Source organism: Acinetobacter sp. LUNF3 (assembly GCF_022699605.1).
GTDB classification, from domain to species: Bacteria; Pseudomonadota; Gammaproteobacteria; order Pseudomonadales; family Moraxellaceae; genus Acinetobacter; species Acinetobacter johnsonii.
This window is the reverse complement of sequence record NZ_CP093968.1, coordinates 1,059,411-1,077,933: the sequence shown is the minus strand read 5'-3', so window position 1 is coordinate 1,077,933 and position 18,523 is coordinate 1,059,411. Positions and strand designations below refer to the sequence as shown.

The 18,523-nt window shown below is 41.8% G+C and carries 13 protein-coding genes; 7 read left to right on the top strand and 6 right to left on the bottom strand.

Annotation, left to right across the window (positions count from 1 at the left end):
* Positions 1-23: 23 nt before the first annotated feature.
* Positions 24-2,513, bottom strand: a complete 2,490-nt coding sequence (locus MN200_RS05230) for an FtsX-like permease family protein (RefSeq protein WP_242760231.1) — start codon at positions 2,511-2,513, stop codon at positions 24-26.
* Position 2,514: 1 nt separating this feature from the next.
* Positions 2,515-3,243 carry an ABC transporter ATP-binding protein gene (locus MN200_RS05225; protein ID WP_125274045.1) on the bottom strand — a complete coding sequence of 243 codons (729 nt, stop codon included), beginning with the start codon at positions 3,241-3,243 and terminating at the stop codon, positions 2,515-2,517.
* A gap of 11 nt (positions 3,244-3,254) precedes the next feature.
* Between MN200_RS05225 and MN200_RS05220 the strand changes: the two genes are divergently transcribed.
* A complete protein-coding gene (locus MN200_RS05220; RefSeq protein WP_058952098.1) occupies positions 3,255-3,896 on the top strand; it encodes an arylesterase in 642 nt (213 codons plus the stop codon).
* Positions 3,897-3,926: 30 nt separating this feature from the next.
* Here the strand turns inward: MN200_RS05220 and MN200_RS05215 are convergent, their stop codons facing one another.
* Positions 3,927-4,541: a carbonic anhydrase gene (locus MN200_RS05215; RefSeq protein WP_004981036.1), complete on the bottom strand. Its 615-nt coding sequence runs from the start codon at positions 4,539-4,541 to the stop codon at positions 3,927-3,929.
* Positions 4,542-4,851: 310 nt separating this feature from the next.
* Here MN200_RS05215 and MN200_RS05210 point away from each other — a divergent pair, with 310 nt between their 5' ends.
* A complete protein-coding gene (locus tag MN200_RS05210) occupies positions 4,852-5,883 on the top strand; it encodes an alpha/beta hydrolase (protein ID WP_242760230.1) in 1,032 nt (343 codons plus the stop codon).
* Between the two features lie 15 nt (positions 5,884-5,898).
* On the top strand, positions 5,899-6,900 hold the full coding sequence (locus MN200_RS05205) for a hypothetical protein (RefSeq protein ID WP_242760229.1): 1,002 nt from the start codon (positions 5,899-5,901) through the stop codon (positions 6,898-6,900).
* A gap of 49 nt (positions 6,901-6,949) precedes the next feature.
* Here MN200_RS05205 and MN200_RS05200 read toward each other — a convergent pair whose 3' ends face one another.
* Both MN200_RS05200 and nfuA read right to left on the bottom strand, forming a co-directional pair.
* Complete coding sequence (locus tag MN200_RS05200) at positions 6,950-9,010, bottom strand: TonB-dependent receptor (RefSeq protein WP_242760228.1); 2,061 nt, start codon at positions 9,008-9,010, stop codon at positions 6,950-6,952.
* Between the two features lie 174 nt (positions 9,011-9,184).
* Positions 9,185-9,823 carry a Fe-S biogenesis protein NfuA gene (gene nfuA / locus MN200_RS05195; protein ID WP_004981041.1) on the bottom strand — a complete coding sequence of 213 codons (639 nt, stop codon included), beginning with the start codon at positions 9,821-9,823 and terminating at the stop codon, positions 9,185-9,187.
* A 160-nt stretch (positions 9,824-9,983) separates the two neighbouring features.
* Between nfuA and MN200_RS05190 the strand changes: the two genes are divergently transcribed.
* From MN200_RS05190 to MN200_RS05180, 3 genes are all read left to right on the top strand, one after another.
* The gene (locus MN200_RS05190; protein WP_062034421.1) at positions 9,984-10,601 is read left to right on the top strand and encodes a rhomboid family intramembrane serine protease; all 618 of its coding nucleotides are present in this window, start codon (positions 9,984-9,986) and stop codon (positions 10,599-10,601) included.
* Between the two features lie 129 nt (positions 10,602-10,730).
* On the top strand, positions 10,731-10,898 hold the full coding sequence (locus tag MN200_RS05185) for a hypothetical protein (protein ID WP_004694400.1): 168 nt from the start codon (positions 10,731-10,733) through the stop codon (positions 10,896-10,898).
* 144 nt (positions 10,899-11,042) lie between these two features.
* On the top strand, positions 11,043-12,590 hold the full coding sequence (locus MN200_RS05180) for a hypothetical protein (protein WP_242760227.1): 1,548 nt from the start codon (positions 11,043-11,045) through the stop codon (positions 12,588-12,590).
* An 87-nt stretch (positions 12,591-12,677) separates the two neighbouring features.
* Here MN200_RS05180 and MN200_RS05175 read toward each other — a convergent pair whose 3' ends face one another.
* Complete coding sequence (locus tag MN200_RS05175; RefSeq protein ID WP_242760226.1) at positions 12,678-14,297, bottom strand: inorganic phosphate transporter; 1,620 nt, start codon at positions 14,295-14,297, stop codon at positions 12,678-12,680.
* Between the two features lie 427 nt (positions 14,298-14,724).
* Here MN200_RS05175 and metH point away from each other — a divergent pair, with 427 nt between their 5' ends.
* Positions 14,725-18,411: a methionine synthase gene (gene metH, locus MN200_RS05170; RefSeq protein WP_125274051.1), complete on the top strand. Its 3,687-nt coding sequence runs from the start codon at positions 14,725-14,727 to the stop codon at positions 18,409-18,411.
* Positions 18,412-18,523 lie beyond the last annotated feature (112 nt).

The following is an 18,523-nucleotide window of genomic DNA, read 5'->3' as shown; positions in this document are numbered from 1 at the left end:
CACTTAACGTATTAAGAGATCAATCACGATTGATTGATCTCTCTCAAACTTTGTAAAGGTGGAATATCACTGAGATAACTTAAGCGATAACGCCCAATCAGCGCGCAGAGTAAGGTCATGAACAGTGGTAAAATGAGCCAGATTTCCCAGTGTGGCTGAATGGCTAATCCCATGCGATAACATGCGACCGCACTTATTGCTTCAGCAAATAAACAAGAAACCACACCTGCCATAAAACCAATAAAGCCAATTTCTAGACTGAGCATGGTTCTGAGTTTTTGCTTGGAACCCCCGAATGAACGTAATAGCGCCACTTCACGTTTGCGCTCATCCATAAGTAAGTTCAGGCAAGCAATTAAAACCAGAATACCTGAAATACTCACTAAAACTGCAAGGATCGTGACAATCTGCACCAACACCGTCACGATGCGCTTAATTTCATCTAAAATTAAACTGACATCAATAAAGACGGTGTTGGAAAATTGTTGAATGATACTGACCAATTTCGCTTTGTCAGACTCAGGTACATAAAAACTCCCTAAATAACTGCCCGCATTTTCATCCATGGTCTGTGGCGCAAAAATAAAGAAGAAGTTTGGGCTAAAACTTTCCCATTCTACAGTTCGTAAGTTTGCCACTTTGGCGTGAATGACACCCTCTGGTAAGCTAAAGGTCAGTTGATCCCCCACTTTTATCCCAAGCTCTGTTGCGGTATTGGCTTCTACCGAAACTTGTCCTTTTGCTGTGAGTTTTGATGCGCCAGAGACAATCACATTGTCTTTAGGATAACGGTCTGCTTGGGTTAAATTTAATTCGCGGCGTAAGGAATTATTTTGCTTGACCAAATCCGCAGCAAAGGGCTGTCCATTTTTGGCAATCAGCCTGCCCCGAATATTGGGATAGAGCGGTGTACTGTTCCATTGGTTCTGCTCAATTTGTGCTTTTAACTTAGGCATGTCAAAAGGCGGTAAACCATATACAAACTGATTCGGGGTTCCCTCAGGAATTTGCTGCTGCCAACGCTCTAATAAATCAGTGCGTAGCACGGCTAAGACCGTAATTAAACTAAGTCCCAAAGCCAAAGCGGTAATCTGAAATGCAGTCTGATAAGGTGTGCGAACATAAGCAGAAACCGCATTTTTCAAGCCACGCAGAAACTTCAAACTCAGCCAGACTACAGCGTATAACACTGCACATAGAATGATAATTGCCCCAATCACCATGGCTGTCAGTACAATGTTTTCAGTCAGAACGATACTAAACAGCACCAGACTTGCCGTTCCTGCGAGCAACATCCAAAACATAGACGAAACCGATTTTTCTTGACTGCGAATGACTCGGATCGGTGGCGTATTTAACAGTTCCCAAAAACTCGGCAAGACAAAACCCAGAAGCACTACGGCACTGGTCAACATAGCAATCGGAATCGGCCCGAGCAGCATATCCCACGCTGAAAACGCAATACTTAAGTGTGGGATCAGTTGTAACATCAGCTGTAACAGGCCATAGCCCAGCCCTACCCCCACTGCACTCCCGACCAACATGGCAAGCAAAAACACCACACCTAACAAGCTGAGGTAAGCCCAGAGAATTTGTGACTTCGCAGCCCCCATACAACGCAATAGCGCAATGTGGTCTTGGTTTTGTTGTACAAAGCGCTGACTGGTCAGAGCAATCGCAATTCCACACAGCAAAATCGTTAAAATATTCGCCAACTGCAAAAAAGTGTCCAAATTTGCAATTGGTTTCATTAAGCGGGTATTGCCCTCACTGGCATTGCGTAGGCGTAAGCTGTTTTGTGGTTCTTCAGCATTGACACTTTGAGCTGCCGCATCTACATCCATAGGTGCTGCATTTTGCTTCTTAAAATTTGCTTCAAACTTCTGAGTATTTTGTGCTGTACCTGCCATCAGTAGACGATAGTCAATGCGACTACCGACTTGTATGGCATTGGTCTTGGCAATATCCGCTTCAGAAATAATCACCGTCGGTGAGAACCCAGAAAAGCCCAACTCTTGATTGGAGTCATGCTCAATCAAGCCTGCCACCTTGAAAGTACCATCTGCAATATTCAGTTGATCGCCCAGTTTAACCTGTAGCAAATCCATAGCACGCCGGCTCAACCAAGCTTCACCTGAAGCAATGTGCTTCGCAATTGGCTGAATGCGTAGCTCTCCACGTAGAGGAAAAGCTTGATCAATCGCTTTGACATTGACCATAACAAACTGATCATCGGTATATGCCATTGAACTAAAGACAGTGACTTCGGATTGTTTTAAATCGAGAGCTGTCGCTTGCGCTTTCCATTTCGGGTCGAGTTTTTGGCTGTCCGTTAAAACCAAATCCCCTGCTAGCATCTCAGCGGCTTGCAGTGCTACAGCATTTTGAATTTGCTCATTACTAAACTTCAGCGCGGTTGTTGCACTGATCGCTAGAATCAACGCAATAATCAATAAATACACACCGCTACTTTTAAAACTTTGCTTCAGCAATGGCTGAAATAGAGAATTCATTTTATCCTCCCGTTCGAGGATGTTCGATCAACTGACCATCGAGTAATTCAAAATGACGCTGGCACTGTTCTGCAAGCGTATGGTCATGCGTCACTAAAATGAGGGTCGTACCCAACTCACGGTTCAATTGAAACAATAATTGCTCAATTTCTCGCGCAGTTTGACTGTCTAAGTTTCCTGTTGGTTCATCGGCAAAGATAATTTTTGGCTCAGCAATCAGCGCACGGGCAATTGCGACGCGCTGCTGCTCCCCACCCGAAAGTACCTTCGGTGTTTGGGTGGCCTGTCGTTCCAATCCAACTTTTTGCAACAAACTCAAAGCGCGTTGCTCCGCTTCAGCGAAGTTAAATGATGCATGAAGCCGTAACGGCAGCATCACATTTTCAACAGCAGTCAGGTGTGGTAGCAGTTGAAAGGACTGAAACACAAAGCCAATATGCTTTAAACGCACCTGTGCACGCTGTTCTTCATTGAGCTTGCCAATACTTTCACCACAAACGATTAACTCACCACCGCTAGCCTGATCTAAAGTCGCCAAAATACCCAGTAAGGTAGATTTTCCTGAACCTGAACGTCCTGTAATTGCGACTTGTTCACCTGCTAATATGCTCAGACTCAAATCTGAGAAAATGGTCAGTTCTTTTTGCGGAAGTTTAATCTTTTGTGTCAGTTGCTGGGCAGAAATAATCACTTGTGGCATGATGCTTACATCACTATGAACTTGGGTCATAACATCCCTATATGCAAATATTCGTGCAAAATCGCAAATTTAAAAAACGTATCAGTTCATACTTGGTTTTGCTTGCACTGTGCCTAAGCCCCACTTGGGTTTTTGCAAAAACCGTGATGGTTTTAGGAGATAGCATTAGTGCAGGTTATGGCATAGAACCACAGCAAGCATGGGTAAATTTACTGCAAAAACGGTTAAACCAACAGTATCCGAAACAGCATAAAGTGGTCAATGCCAGTGTGAGTGGTGAAACCACCAGTGGCGCTTTGGCTCGTTTACCCAAACTGTTGCAAACGCATAAGCCAAATGTGGTGGTGATTGAGCTTGGCGGGAATGATGGACTGCGGGGTCAACCACCTCAGATGATTCAAAAAAATTTAGCGCAACTGATTCAACAAAGTCAAAAAGCCAATGCCACTGTGGTTGTGTTGGGAATGAAAATGCCACCAAACTATGGCACAGCCTATAGCAAGGCATTTGAAAGTAATTACAAAATGGTCAGTCAACAATACAAAGTTAAATTGCTGCCCTTCTTTTTGGAAGGTGTAGCAGGAAATAAAAGCTTGATGCAAAAAGATTTAGTTCATCCAAATGGCAAAGCACAGCCTATTTTATTAAATTTAGCTTATCCCTATATAAAAGGCGCTTTATAAAGCGCCTTTTACTCTGATCAGCACATAGGATCAGAAGTCAAAAAAAACCACTTCACCACTTTCAAGTGAGTACTCAGCGCCAACCACTTGTAACTTGCCTTTGGCAATTAAACTTTCAAGCACAGCTGAGCCATGACGTAACTGATTTACAGAAGCAAATACATTTGAACGCACCGCGTGTTTAGACAGTTTGCATAAATCATGTTTCAGTTCAGTTTGCATCAAGGTTTCAACTGAAGGACGGACACGGTTTACAATCGACATCAGGTTTGCAGACGGTGGGCTATCTGGGTTCATCAGGGTGTCAATGGTGGCTTGAATCGCACCGCAATGGCTATGACCAAGTACCACAACTACTGCACAGTCATAACGCTCAGCCGCAAATTCAACACTGCCAACTTGCGAAGGTGCAACCACATTTCCTGCAACACGAATAACAAACAGATCACCCAAACCTTGGTCAAAGACCATTTCTGCAGGCACACGAGAATCAGAACATCCGAGTACAATGGCAAATGGATTTTGGTCTTCCGCCATCTCTGCTCGTGCTTGGTGAGACAATTGCTTATGGTGGGTTGTCTCACCCGCTACAAAACGTTGGTTACCTTGTTTTAGACGGCTTAAAGCTTCTTGAGCTGTTAGCATTCCCTTTCCCACTCGGTTGTTATTAAGTTGGACTAGTTTAATCCCAGCGAAATTGATTGTCACTTGCAAAAAACATAGTGTCTTATTTTTTTGCTTAATTTTGAAGTTGCATTTTATATCAATAAAACCATTACACAGTTCACACTTTATCAAAATGCCGCATATCCTTTCAAATAAATAATTAATGACATTTACATGAAAGCGATTAGAATCAAACAGACCTGTAAATAAACATAAAAACTATTCAAAATCAGAGCATTTTTATCTTATTCGGTCAGTTTTTTCATTCATCTCCGTTTAAGGATGAACCATGATGATACGCTCAAAATCCGTCTTGAAACAAAGTCTAAAGGCCAGTCTATTCGCCTTAGCTTTGTCATTTTCTTTCGCCAGCCATGCGGTCGAAAATACCATCATCAAAGACAAACTTAGTTTACAAAGCTACCTTCTACAAGAGCGAGTCACCGCCGGCTTAAAAACCAAAACACTTAAAGTGGATGATATCGTTTGGAGCTATAACGAAGGCGGTGCAGTTGATAAGCCAACGATTTTGCTGATTCATGGTTTTGCTGGAAATCGAGACAATTGGAACCGTGTGGCACAGTTTCTAACCCCCTATTACCACGTAGTCATCCCTGACCTTCCAACCAACGGCGACACCAAAGTCCCTGATGATTTTGATCTCTCTATGCCAAATGTCACAGAGCGACTCCGTCGTTTTGTTGAAGCCATTCATATACAAGATAAGCTGAATGTTGCAGGACATTCTATCGGTGGTTCTATTGCAACCCTATATGCCGCGCAATACCCTTTTGACACACAAAGTTTGTTTTTATTGAACAGTGCAGGCATTTATAAAAACGCCAACACCAACTATGCCAAAGACCCGCAATATTTAAAGCACTTGATTGTGAGCAAGCCGGGCGATTTAGATGATGTAATGCAACGTGTCATGCAAACCCCAATCAAAATACCCTATTATTTAAAACGCGCCCAAGAAAAACAGTTAATTACTCAAGCTAAAAAAAACAGTAAAGTGATTGATCAATTGGTGACCTTGAACCGAATTTATACCACTGACTCCTTTGCCCGAGTGACCCGTAACATTGAAGCACCCACCCTCATTTTATGGGGTAAGCAGGACAAAATTATCAATGTCGAAGTGGCGAATGAGCTCAAATCTTTATTGAAACGTGCTGAAGCTCCTGTCATCCTTAACAATGTTGGTCATATGCCACTTTTGGAGGCAGAACAAGCAGTTGCACAGCACTACCTGCCTTTTCTTGCAGAAACACAAAAGTTAAAAAATCCATTGGCTGATAAACTGATTCCACTAAATTAATTTTGTTGAGTACGTATGCAGAAACACCCGATGATTGAGCAGCTCATTGAAGCTCATCTTAATTTTTTAGATCATGAGTTTTCGCAAGCAAGTACCGTACAAAATGAATTCATCCTATTTTATCACTGGTTTAGAAAACAAACTTTGCAGCAACTGTGGAGCTTTGAAGACATCAATGCGCTTTTGCAAAAACAAATCCTAGCCACACCTGCAACCGATCATCTAATCTCACAAATTGCTGAGCACATCAAGTTTGCTTTAATACATCCCATCAATGCATCAACAAAAATTGCCGATGTGATTCCTGTACTCACCATCGATAAAATTGCGCAGTATGTCGCGAGTAAAAGTGGGCATCGTCAGCGTCTAATTAAAACTGTAGTAAATAACCCAGCTTTTTCAGCCATGATTACCCAGCTGATTCAGCACTCGATTCAAGACTATTTGAACAACTCAGTGATGACTAAACGTGTGCCGGGTGTTTCTAGTTTTATGAAAATGGGCAAGTCGGTACTTGAAACCGTCACAGACTCAAACCTAAATGACACTATTGGGCATTATTTACAAAAGAACATCTTAAAACTCAGTCAAATGAGTGAACAAGTGTTAAATCAAAACTTTAATGATGAAAAGCTATATCACTTTCAAGCCAACCTCTGGCACAAAATCAAAGATATGCCTTTATCAGTTTTGAAAAATTATATTGAAGTACAGGACTTGCCTCAAACCGTCGCTATGGGTCACGAAATTTGGGAGCATATGCGTCAAACAGACTATCTGCAGCAACAGGTGCATGATGGTGTTTACGCTTGGTACATTCGCAACCAAGAACGGCCTTTTGATTTACTACTACGCGACTTAAATATCGACGAAGCCTTAGTCCAAAATCAACTTCAAAATTTGTTGAATCCTATTATTCAAGAGCTCATTCGTTCTGATTACTTACGTGATCGAGCACGCTATTATTTAGAACAGTTTTATTATTCTGACCAAGCACAGAGTATTTTAATCCCATAAATAAAAAGACCCGTTGAGTAAACGGGTCTCTAATTCTAATTTCTATGAATTAGAAATTAGCAACAAAACTTACACCATAGCGACGACCATCTAAAGTTTGCTCGCCATCAGCATTCTGTGCAGTTTCATCTAACACATTATAAACACCAAATTTACCTTTCAAGTTTGGTGCAAATTTATAGTTAAAACCAACATCGAGGAAGTTATATCCAGGAATTGGGTCAGACATACTTGAACGACCTAAATATGGCGTAGTTTCTCCGCGCACATGTAATCGGCTCCAAATATTCAAAGCATCGGTTAAGTCATGATCTACTGTTACATTAAATACATGTTCAGGCATGCCATTTAAAGGCTGCCCTTTAAATTGACCTGATTTAATTTCTGTATCTGTGAACGTATAATTTGCAGTTAAGGTTGTATATTCAGCTAATTTGGCATCAAATGTCACCTCTACACCACGTAACTCAGCTTTACCAATGTTTTCACGTGTGCTGATAAATGCAAATGGAATACCGTTTTCAGAACACTTCCACGTTGTAACATCATTACGGTTATAGTCAGCATTACCAGTTGAATCACATTCACGAATTTCTTCAATTCGATCTTTAAACTGAGTTACATAACCTGTAATAGAGGTATTAACGTAATCATTGTTCCAGTAAAAACCTAATTCTGAAGTAACAGTTGATTCTGGTTCTAGGTCTGGATTTGCTTTAATAATTCCTCGACCCGTTGTTGTTGGAGAACCACTTCCTCCTGTCACACTATAGAAGCCGTCAGTCACAGAACGAATATCTGGTTGTTTATATCCTGTAGAAACCCCACCCTTCACGGTAAATTGGTCAGTAAAGTTATAAACACCATAAATTCGCGGAGAAATATTACCTTGATATAGTTCATCATGGTCATAACGGGCCCCAAGCGTTAAATTAAAGCGATCGGTTAAACTCCATGTGTCTTCTAAGAATGCAGCTGCTGACCAGCGTGTCAATTCATCAAACTCTGGAACCAACGGATTTCGGTTTGTTGCTCGATCTAACAAACTTTCATCTTTATAATACCCACCAAAAGCCAGTGTATGATTACCTAACAACCAATTCCACTGTGTATTTGCAGTCCATGTTTGTAAATCAATTCCCTTCGTTCCCACGACTGTATTTTCACGATCTGGGTTTTTAGAATTTTCATATTGAATATAAGATTTACTATCCAAATTATCGGTATATCGCCCATTATGCGTTAAGGCATAAACACTACGTATATTTCGACTTGCAGAGTCAGTACCTGTTGTCGCAACCGTTTTACCTGCCGTAGCCTCAGACTCTTGCGTGAAGAAATTTGCCTCTACAGCTAAGTCGTGTTGATCATTAAGCACATAAGTTAAACGTGAATTTAAACTTTCCGTTATATGGCCTGTAAAACCACCTATATAAGAGTCTTCTTTTCTCTCTAAACGATTTAGACCTAACTGCAAGCCAACTTTATCTTGAATAATCGGCCCTGCTAAATAAACAGAACCATTACGAATGTCTCCAGAATTATTTTTATCCTGAATAGTTGTGCCTAACTCAACATTCCCAGTCCAAACATCCGTCACTTTTTTAGTAATAATATTAATCACGCCACCCATTGCATCAGAACCATACAATGTAGATGCTGGACCACGGATAATTTCAATGCGTTCGATAGATGCAACTGGAGGAAGAATATTTTTCTCCATACCGTAGTCATCGCCATTTGGGTTAACGTCTTTAGAATATTGACGCTTTCCATCGACTAAGAACAAGGTGTAATTCGAAGACATTCCTCGAATACTAACTGTTTGACTTGCATTTTCACCCGTAATAACAACACCCGGAACACTTCTCAAAACATCTGTAATATCGTTATATTCACGTTTATCTAATTCTTCACGGCTAATCACAGTAATTGATGCTGGTGCTTTTGAAACATCCTGCTCATAACCCGTTGCCGACACAACAATCGTCTGTAATTGTGTTGCTTCTTTCTCTTTTGTGGTTTCTACAACGTCATTTGCCATCGCAAATGAACTCATTGCCCCTACAACAGCCAAAGCTAAAGTTGATCTCGTCAGATTTTTACCCATAACGCATACACCCAAATACAAAAAAGGAGAGATTGTGTAAATTTCGTAGGGCATTTTAACAAACGATAAACATATTGCAATAAATATTGATAATTATTCTCAATTACATTTTAGCTTTAGATAAAATATAACCCCCTAATTGAAGGAGGTTATTTAGTAAAAATGGCTTAAAAATTATTTGAAGTATGCGCCTTCTGCCTGCGTATGATCCGTCTGGTCAATCACACGACGTAACTCAGGAATGTGTTGTTGCAGAGTCGTCTCAACACCCTGTTTTAAGGTGACATCAATTGCTGAACAACCTTGGCAACCACCACCGAATTTCAGTACAGCCGTTAAACCATGTTCTTCATCTTCAACAACTTCAACCAATGCACAGTTACCACCATGCCCTGCTAGGCCTGGGTTAATTTCAGACTGAAGAATATATGTAATACGCTCTTCAATCGATGCATCAGGACCTACGCGTGGCACTTTCGAGTTTGGTGCACGGAAAGTTAACTGCCCACCAAAACGGTCTTTGTTGTAATCAATCACCGCATCTAATAAATATGGAATAGACGGTGTGTCGATATACGCAGGAAAGTCTGGATAATCTTGGCGGTAATCTGTTGGGATCACTTCTTCAGGCGCACTATATGCCATACAACATTCAGCACGTGGTGTACCCGGATTTTCAACAAATACACGTACAGCAATGCCCGGTGTATTTTGTTTTTCTAATAAATCACGTAAATACTCTTGTGCAGTCGGAGTAATCAATAAGTTTGGAATTTCCTCTGCAACTGCAGTGCTGCTGTTCTCAGTCGACATAACAATCATTTCCTCAAGCTGAAGTTGCTATTTTAACTGAAGATGCGGGGTAATTAAAAAAAATCAACCAAAATTGTCGGATTTATTGTGAAAGTTCATCTTTTCGCTCAATTTAATGGCATTATGACCACAAGATAGTTATATGCAGAACATCTCAGAAATGTTGGATTTACCTTTTAATCATACAGTTACGATCATTATTATTACGGTCATTATTTCTATGGTGGCATTTTCAAATCAGAACGTGATGAACCGTCTGATTTTCTGGCCTCCTGCGATGCAACGTGGGCAATACGATCGTTTTATTACACATGGCTTTATTCATGCCGATGGTATGCATCTCCTGTTCAATATGTTCACCCTATTTTTCTTTGGCAGCATTATTGAAAGTTTTTACCGTCAATACTTCTATGAGTTAGGTTTTATTTTGTTTTATCTGGGTGGTTTAATTTTTGCCATTTTACCTAGTTATTTAAAACATAAAAATGATGTGCGCTGGGCAAGCCTTGGTGCTTCTGGTGCGGTCTCTGCGGTATTGTTCGCTTATGTGTTGTTTGAACCTTGGAAGCTGATTTTTGTGTTTTTTATTCCCGTACCTGCGATTATTTTTGCAGTGTTGTACGTGGCATATAGCATCTGGTCAGGTAAAAAAGGCAACTCCAACATCAATCATAGCGCCCATCTTTGGGGAGCTGCTTATGGAGTCATCATGACCTTAATTTTAGAGCCGCGTCTTATCCCACACTTTCTGAGCAAATTAACCCAGTTACCTATTTAAAGCCGAACCCCTAGATTGCAAATGGATTGCATCCATACGCATATAGGCTTAGTAACATTTTTTCACAGCAACGGGTGATCCTGATTTTTACAATAAACATCAGGACAACTATAAACCAAGGAAATTGCGATGAAAATAATGTCTATATTTGCAGCCTTGATGATCAGCCTCAGTTTTACAGCCTGTGCGGTACACACCCCTGAAGGGAGTATCATCGTCGATCCTGATCGTTCTTATTATCCTCATGGCCAAGGCGATTTCTGTCCACCCGGACAGGCCAAAAAAGGTCGCTGCTAAACTTAAAAGCCTTCTCTATGAGAAGGCTTTTTATTACATATATTTTTACATAAATTTGGCATGAAATGCCAAGCAGGAATTTGATTTGGCATAGATAATGTTTACAACTGTATATAAATAGCAAATGCCAGTGAGATTTCTTGCATGTCCAATCCCTTAGATGGTCTTCAATTTCCAATTTACTCGAAAACACAAAAAGTTAGCACCTCACGTACAGGGAAAGAGATTATTGCAGAGGCCTTAGCCAATGTTGATCACCAAAGCTCTGTTACTGCACTTACAGAAAAGAACTGGCGTAAACAATATCCACGCTATTTTAAATCCTTAGTTGAATTTGGGATTCGTAATCAAATTGCACCGATTCAAATGGCACAAGATGGGCTCAACAAAGCACAGAATGTGTTTGAGTTTTATCGCGATGGCCAAAAGCATCTCCTCAAAGATGTAATGTCACTTAAAACGACACCGCTACACACCATCAAACTCAAAGGTGAAAGTGATGCTGCACCTGAGTGGTCAGTGCCTTATAAAGGCCAACAACTCAAAGGAGGTGCTTTACTTGCACAAATCCAAACGTGGTTAGATGCAGGTGTGATTGAACCCAGTCATGCTGAAGCACTGATTGCCTGTGTGGAACATCCTGAATGGTTTGATTTATCTGACCGCACTATGGTTTTGTTCGGTGCGGCATCTGAAGCTGGTCCACTCACATGGTTAGCCCAATGGAAAGCCAATATTGTGGCGGTTGATTTACCCAATAGCCGTGTATGGGGCAAAATTTTAGACACCATTCAACACGGCAATGCCACGTTATATGCCCCATCTGTTGAAGCATTGAGTGCAGAAACACCTATAGCTGTTTTAAAAGAAAAACTCGGCGCAAACCTACTGACACAAGTCCCTGAAATTGCACAATGGTTGGTACAAAACCCACATCAGTTAGATTTGGCAGCGATTGCTTATTTGGATGGTGAAAAGCATGTCCGTGTTTCTGTTGCAATGGATGCGATCATGCAATATGTCAGTGCACAAAAAGCAGACACCAGTTTGATGTATATGTGCACACCTACCGATGTCTATGCAGTCCCAGAAGAAGTCATTACAGCATCTGAGCAAAAGTTCAGTGGTCGTTCTAAAACTCAGCAGATGATCAGTAAAAGTATTTCAACCCTCAGTGGGCAACTGTTCTTTAAGAAAAACCTACATGACCTCGTCGAGTCGGATAATACGAAGTCTTATGGCATCACCGACTGTTTAGTGATTGAGCAAGGACCGAACTACGCATTGGCTAAGCGTATTCAACAGTGGCGTGCAACGCTTGCTCGATCAGAAGGTCAACGTGTCAGCATCAATATTGCACCATCAACCACCACGCATTCTGTCACCAAAAACCCACTACTCAAAGCCGCATTTAATGGGGCGAGTTTGTTTGATGTAGAAGCCTTTAAGCCAGCAACCACCAATGCCATTATGGCGGCCTTATGGATCCATGATCTCCGTAATCCTGAGTCTGTAGCTAACCCAGAGGTCAATCTTGAACATCCTCTAGAGCTGATGATGCATGGTGCAAACCACGGTGGCTTATGGCGTGTAGCTTATTTAGCACGTACTGCACTGCCCTTTGCAGCACTTTATGGCTTTGCCGCAGATAAACTACCTTTAGACAAAGTCTGGGCAAAGTTCAAAAAGTAAAATATGAACAGCATCGTTCATAAAATACAGAGCTAAAAAAACGCTACATAAGGTAGCGTTTTTTATCATTGGTTTTTACACATCTGATTAAACGAACTGTAGAAACAACCAGAACAAACCACCAGATAAACAGATCGTTGCTGGCAAGGTAAAGATCCAAGCCGAAAGAATGGTTCTTACTGTTGCAAAGTTCAGACCAGACTTGTTTGCCACCATGGTCCCTGCTACCGCAGAGTTCAAGACGTGTGTGGTCGATACGGGCATACCAAAGCCATCAGCGGCTGCAATCGTGGTCATCGCCACCAATTCTGCTGACATGCCTTGGCCATAGGTCATATGGTTTTTACCAATACGCTCACCTACAGTCACGACAATACGCTTCCAACCGACCATCGTACCTAGACCTAAAGCCAATGCTACAGCCACTTTCACCCATGTTGGGATGTACTGTAAGAATGAATCAAGGTTACTACGATATTCTTTTACTGTCTTTTTGCCCGCTTCCGACATCGCTGGCAATTGATCCGCTTTATCCAAACGTTTGAATGCTGTCGTGCTTAAGTACATGTCATTACGTAGTGCAGAAACTTCAGCTTCAGGAATATCTTTAAGATCTCCATAATGGCCAACACGCTCACCCAAATGATCTGTCAAACTTGCTAAAGCAGGTACGACTTCTGGGGTCATTTCTTTCGTTTGAATATATTGCGTGATCACCGTACGGGCTTTTTCATCTGCAATATCGTTATGATTCGAATAAATCACAGCCGCAGTTTGACCTGAAAGTTGAGCAAATGACTGAATATGCTGTGAATCTAAATTCTTATTTAAAGAATAAGCCAAAGGCACGATACCAATCAAAATCAGCATGATTAGACCCATACCTTTTTGACCATCATTTGAACCGTGAGCAAAACTTACACCTGTGCAAGTAAAAATCAAAATGGCACGAATCAGTGGAGGTGGTGGTTTGTTGCCTTCAGGTGGTTGGAACAGTTCCAGTTGTTTCTTAAAGATTTTTTTCACCAATAAGAATAACACTGCTGCAAAAGCAAAACCGATCATGGGTGAAAACAGTAAAGCTTTACCGACTTTAATCACCTGATCCATATCAACACCTGAAGCACCACTGCCTGAATGCATCAAGTAGTTCATGATGCCCACACCCAAGATCGAACCGATCAAAGTGTGTGAACTCGATGCTGGAATACCCAAGAACCATGTACCCAAATTCCACAAAATCGCAGCAATCAACATGGCAAACACCATGGCAAAACCTGCGCCTGAGCTGACATTCATAATCAACTCAACGGGCAGCAACGCAATAATACCGTAAGCCACTGCACCACTTGCGACCATAACCCCAAGAAAGTTACAGAAACCTGCCCACATCACCGCAACAGGCGCAGACAGTGCATTGGTATAAATGACCGTTGCAACCGCATTGGCAGTATCGTGAAAGCCATTTACAAACTCAAAACCCAAAGCAATGAACAATGCCGTTGCTAAAAGGATTAAAGAGTAAAGATTCAGTGCAGGAACATGCGATAAGTCAGCAGAAAGCTGAAAGCCAATATAAATTAGCGTTGAAATAATGACCGTTAAAAACACCGGCATAAAAAATTTCGGTGTAGGTACGTGCACATTCGTCGACTTGACCTGTGTCACGTGCACCTGATCTTGGACGGGAGGAATATTAGAATTCATGCAGACGGCTAAAGAGGATATCAATATCCCCTATTGTTCAATTTAATTGTGACAATTATATGACAAATGCGTGTCACATGAAGCCAATTTTTTCATAATTGGCTTATTTTAGATCAGCAGTAAATCACCTATAGGCCTTGAACGCACTGTGCCGGCTCAAAATTTAATTTTTCGGTGCGGATTACGCTGAATTATTTTCTTACATTTGGCTGTGCTGTCTGTAACAATCTGCTCTAATCAATATTTTTTCATCTCTATTTATTCTGATCTATTAACATAGCGGGTCTATATTTCACTTTCGTGAAAACTAAAGCTAAATCAGCCTTTTTTATTTGCCATATAGCCAATACCACTTGAATTAGGCATCAATCAACCTGCTTTTCTGCTAAAATATTGCACGTTTTGAAAACCTGTTTGTGAGTTTTGAATGTCTACACTTGCCACCTTAAAAGCACTTCTTGCCGAGCGCATCCTTATTATCGATGGTGCGATGGGTACCATGATTCAGCGTCACAAGCTCGAAGAAGAAGATTATCGTGGCGAACGCTTTGTAGATTGGGCTTCTGACCTCAAAGGTAACAATGACCTATTGGTACTGACTCAGCCGCAAATTATTCAAGGCATCCATGAAGCCTACCTTGATGCAGGTGCAGACATTATTGAAACCAACAGCTTTAACGGCACACGTGTTTCAATGTCAGACTATCACATGGAAGACCTTGTTCCCGAGATTAACCGTGAAGCAGCTCGTCTAGCACGTGCGGCATGTGACAAATATTCAACCCCAGAGAAACCGCGTTTTGTTGCAGGCGTACTTGGCCCTACCTCACGTACCTGTTCGATTTCACCGAATGTTAACGACCCTGCATTCCGTAATATTACATTTGATGAATTAAAAGAAAATTATATTGAAGCTGCCCACGCCTTGATTGAAGGTGGTGCAGACATTCTTTTGATCGAAACTGTGTTTGATACCTTGAACTGTAAAGCCGCGATCTTTGCAGTCAAAGAAGTATTCAAACAAATCGGTCATGAACTGCCGTTGATGATTTCAGGCACCATTACCGATGCTTCAGGTCGTACCTTAACAGGCCAAACTGCTGAAGCGTTCTGGAACTCAGTACGTCATGGTGATTTACTCTCAATCGGTTTTAACTGTGCCTTGGGTGCAGACGCGATGCGCCCACATGTAAAAACCATTGCTGATGTCGCTGATACTTTTGTCTCTGCACATCCAAACGCTGGTTTGCCGAATGCCTTCGGTGAGTATGATGAAACTCCAGAGCAAACCGCAGCCTTCATTAAAGAATTTGCAGAAAGTGGTTTGATCAATATTACCGGTGGTTGCTGTGGTACAACGCCTGATCATATCCGTGCAATTTACAATGCAGTGAAAGACATTCAGCCACGTCAGGTGCCAGAAACCAAACCTGCCTGCCGTTTAAGTGGTTTAGAACCGTTTAACATTTATGATGATTCGCTATTCGTGAACGTCGGTGAACGTACCAACGTCACAGGCTCAAAAAAATTCCTACGTCTCATCCGTGAAGAAAAGTTTGCTGAAGCTTTAGAAGTTGCACAACAACAAGTTGAAGCTGGTGCACAAATCATCGACATTAACATGGATGAAGGGATGCTCGATTCGCAAAATGCGATGGTGCATTTCCTGAATCTGGTTGCATCTGAGCCTGATATTTCTCGTGTGCCAATCATGATTGACTCATCAAAATGGGAAATCATTGAAGCTGGTTTGAAATGCGTACAAGGTAAGCCAGTCGTCAACTCGATTTCCTTAAAAGAAGGTTATGACGAGTTTGTCGAAAAAGCGCGTTTATGCCGTCAGTACGGTGCTGCGATCATTGTCATGGCCTTTGATGAAACAGGTCAGGCTGATACTGCTGCACGCAAACGTGAAATCTGTAAACGTTCTTATGATGTTTTGGTCAATGATGTTGGCTTCCCTGCTGAAGATATTATTTTTGACCCGAACGTGTTTGCGGTTGCTACAGGTATCGAAGAACACAATAACTACGGCGTAGACTTTATTGAAGCCACAGGTTGGATTAAACAGAACTTACCACATGCCATGATTTCAGGCGGTGTCTCTAACGTTTCGTTCTCTTTCCGTGGTAATGAGCCTGTGCGTGAAGCGATTCACTCGGTATTCCTTTATCATGCCATCAAACAAGGCATGACCATGGGCATCGTGAACGCTGGTCAAATGGCAATTTATGATGATATTCCAAAAGAACTAAAAGATGCGGTTGAAGACGTTATTCTGAATCAAAACCAAGGTGAATCAGGTCAAAACGCTACAGAAAAACTGCTTGAAGTCGCGGAAAAGTTCCGTGGTCATAGTGGCGCGCAACGCGAAGCCGAAAACCTTGAATGGCGCAATGAGTCTGTAGAAAAACGTCTTGAATATGCCTTAGTTAAAGGTATCACTACGTATATTGATGAAGATACTGAAGAAGCGCGTTTAAAAGCCAACCGTCCACTCGATGTGATTGAAGGCGCATTGATGGATGGTATGAACGTGGTCGGTGATTTATTCGGTTCGGGTAAAATGTTTCTACCACAAGTGGTGAAATCTGCGCGTGTAATGAAACAAGCCGTGGCATGGCTGAACCCGTACATTGAAGCTGAAAAAGGCAATGCACAATCCAAAGGTCGTGTGTTAATGGCAACGGTAAAAGGCGATGTACATGATATTGGTAAGAATATCGTGGGCGTGGTCTTGGGTTGTAATGGTTACGACATTGTTGACCTTGGTGTGATGGTGCCTGCCGAGAAGATCCTACAAACCGCGATTGATGAGAAATGTGACATCATTGGTTTATCGGGTTTGATTACCCCATCTTTAGATGAAATGGTATTTGTTGCCAAAGAAATGCAACGCAAAGGCTTCAACATTCCATTGTTGATTGGTGGTGCGACCACTTCTAAAGCGCATACTGCAGTTAAAATTGATCCGCAATATTCAAATGATGCCGTGATTTATGTGGCTGATGCTTCACGTGCTGTCGGTGTGGCAACCACCCTGCTGTCTAAAGAAATGCGTGGCAACTTTATTGCCGAGCATCGTGCTGAATATGCCAAAATCCGTGAGCGTTTAGCCAACAAGCAACCGAAAGCAGCGAAGCTAGGCTATGCGGAATCTGTTGAAAATGGCTTTAAGATTGATGACAACTATGTGCCACCAAAGCCAAATGCTTTGGGTACGCAAGTCATCACCAACTATCCTTTGGCAACGCTGGTTGAATATTTTGACTGGACACCGTTCTTTATCTCTTGGAGCTTGGCGGGTAAATTCCCGAAAATCTTAGAAGATGAAGTGGTGGGGGAAGCAGCGACTGATTTGTACAATCAAGCGCAAATCATGTTGAAAGACATTATCGAGAGTAATCGTTTCGATGCGCGTGCAGTGTTTGGTTTATACCCTGCACAACGTACAGGTGCAGATAGCGTGAGTGTGTTTGATGAAGCAGGTCAAACCGTTACTCATACTTTTGAGCACCTACGTCAGCAGTCTGACAAAGTAACAGGCAAACCAAACTTGTCATTGGCGGACTACATTAAGCCGTCAACGACTCAGCAAGATTATTTGGGCGGCTTCACTGTATCGATTTTCGGTGCGGAAGAGTTGGCAAACGAATATAAAGCCAAAGGTGATGACTACTCTGCGATTTTAGTGCAGTCATTGGCAGACCGTTTTGCTGAAGCTTTTGCCGAGCACTTACACGAGCGTATTCGTAAAGAGTTCTGGGGCTATAAAGCTGATGAAACGCTGAACAATGAAGAGCTGATTAAAGAGAAATATGTCGGTATCCGTCCTGCACCTGGCTACCCTGCTTGCCCTGAACATTCTGAAAAAGCGGCATTGTTCGACTGGTTGGGTTCTGAAGCGAAGATTGGGACTAAGTTGACTGAACACTTTGCAATGATGCCACCTTCTTCTGTAAGTGGTTTCTATTACTCACACCCTGAAAGTGAATACTTTAACGTAGGCAAGATTTCTCAAGATCAGCTTGAGGATTATGCGAAACGTAAAGGCTGGTCACTGGATGTAGCGAAGCGTTGGTTAGCACCGAATTTAGATGATTCGATTGTTTAAATCCCCCTCGATCCCCTTTAACAAAGGGGAAGAAAATCAATTCGTATCAAATAAAAGAATCCCCTCAAATTGAGGGGATTCTTTTTTGATTTTAATCTCCCCTAACCCCTCT

Excerpts from the sequence above, each read along its gene's own strand:
- MN200_RS05185 (WP_004694400.1), top strand. The coding sequence starts at position 10,731 with ATGAAAATAATGTCTATATTTGCAGCCTTGATGATCAGCCTCAGTTTT.
- MN200_RS05175 (WP_242760226.1), bottom strand. The coding sequence starts at position 14,297 with ATGAATTCTAATATTCCTCCCGTCCAAGATCAGGTGCACGTGACACAG.
- MN200_RS05180 (WP_242760227.1), top strand. The coding sequence starts at position 11,043 with ATGTCCAATCCCTTAGATGGTCTTCAATTTCCAATTTACTCGAAAACA.
- nfuA (WP_004981041.1), bottom strand. The coding sequence starts at position 9,823 with ATGTCGACTGAGAACAGCAGCACTGCAGTTGCAGAGGAAATTCCAAAC.
- MN200_RS05230 (WP_242760231.1), bottom strand. The coding sequence starts at position 2,513 with ATGAATTCTCTATTTCAGCCATTGCTGAAGCAAAGTTTTAAAAGTAGC.
- metH (WP_125274051.1), top strand. The coding sequence starts at position 14,725 with ATGTCTACACTTGCCACCTTAAAAGCACTTCTTGCCGAGCGCATCCTT.
- MN200_RS05215 (WP_004981036.1), bottom strand. The coding sequence starts at position 4,541 with ATGCTAACAGCTCAAGAAGCTTTAAGCCGTCTAAAACAAGGTAACCAA.
- MN200_RS05225 (WP_125274045.1), bottom strand. The coding sequence starts at position 3,243 with ATGACCCAAGTTCATAGTGATGTAAGCATCATGCCACAAGTGATTATT.
- MN200_RS05220 (WP_058952098.1), top strand. The coding sequence starts at position 3,255 with ATGCAAATATTCGTGCAAAATCGCAAATTTAAAAAACGTATCAGTTCA.
- MN200_RS05210 (WP_242760230.1), top strand. The coding sequence starts at position 4,852 with ATGATGATACGCTCAAAATCCGTCTTGAAACAAAGTCTAAAGGCCAGT.
- MN200_RS05200 (WP_242760228.1), bottom strand. The coding sequence starts at position 9,010 with ATGGGTAAAAATCTGACGAGATCAACTTTAGCTTTGGCTGTTGTAGGG.
- MN200_RS05205 (WP_242760229.1), top strand. The coding sequence starts at position 5,899 with ATGCAGAAACACCCGATGATTGAGCAGCTCATTGAAGCTCATCTTAAT.
- MN200_RS05190 (WP_062034421.1), top strand. The coding sequence starts at position 9,984 with ATGTTGGATTTACCTTTTAATCATACAGTTACGATCATTATTATTACG.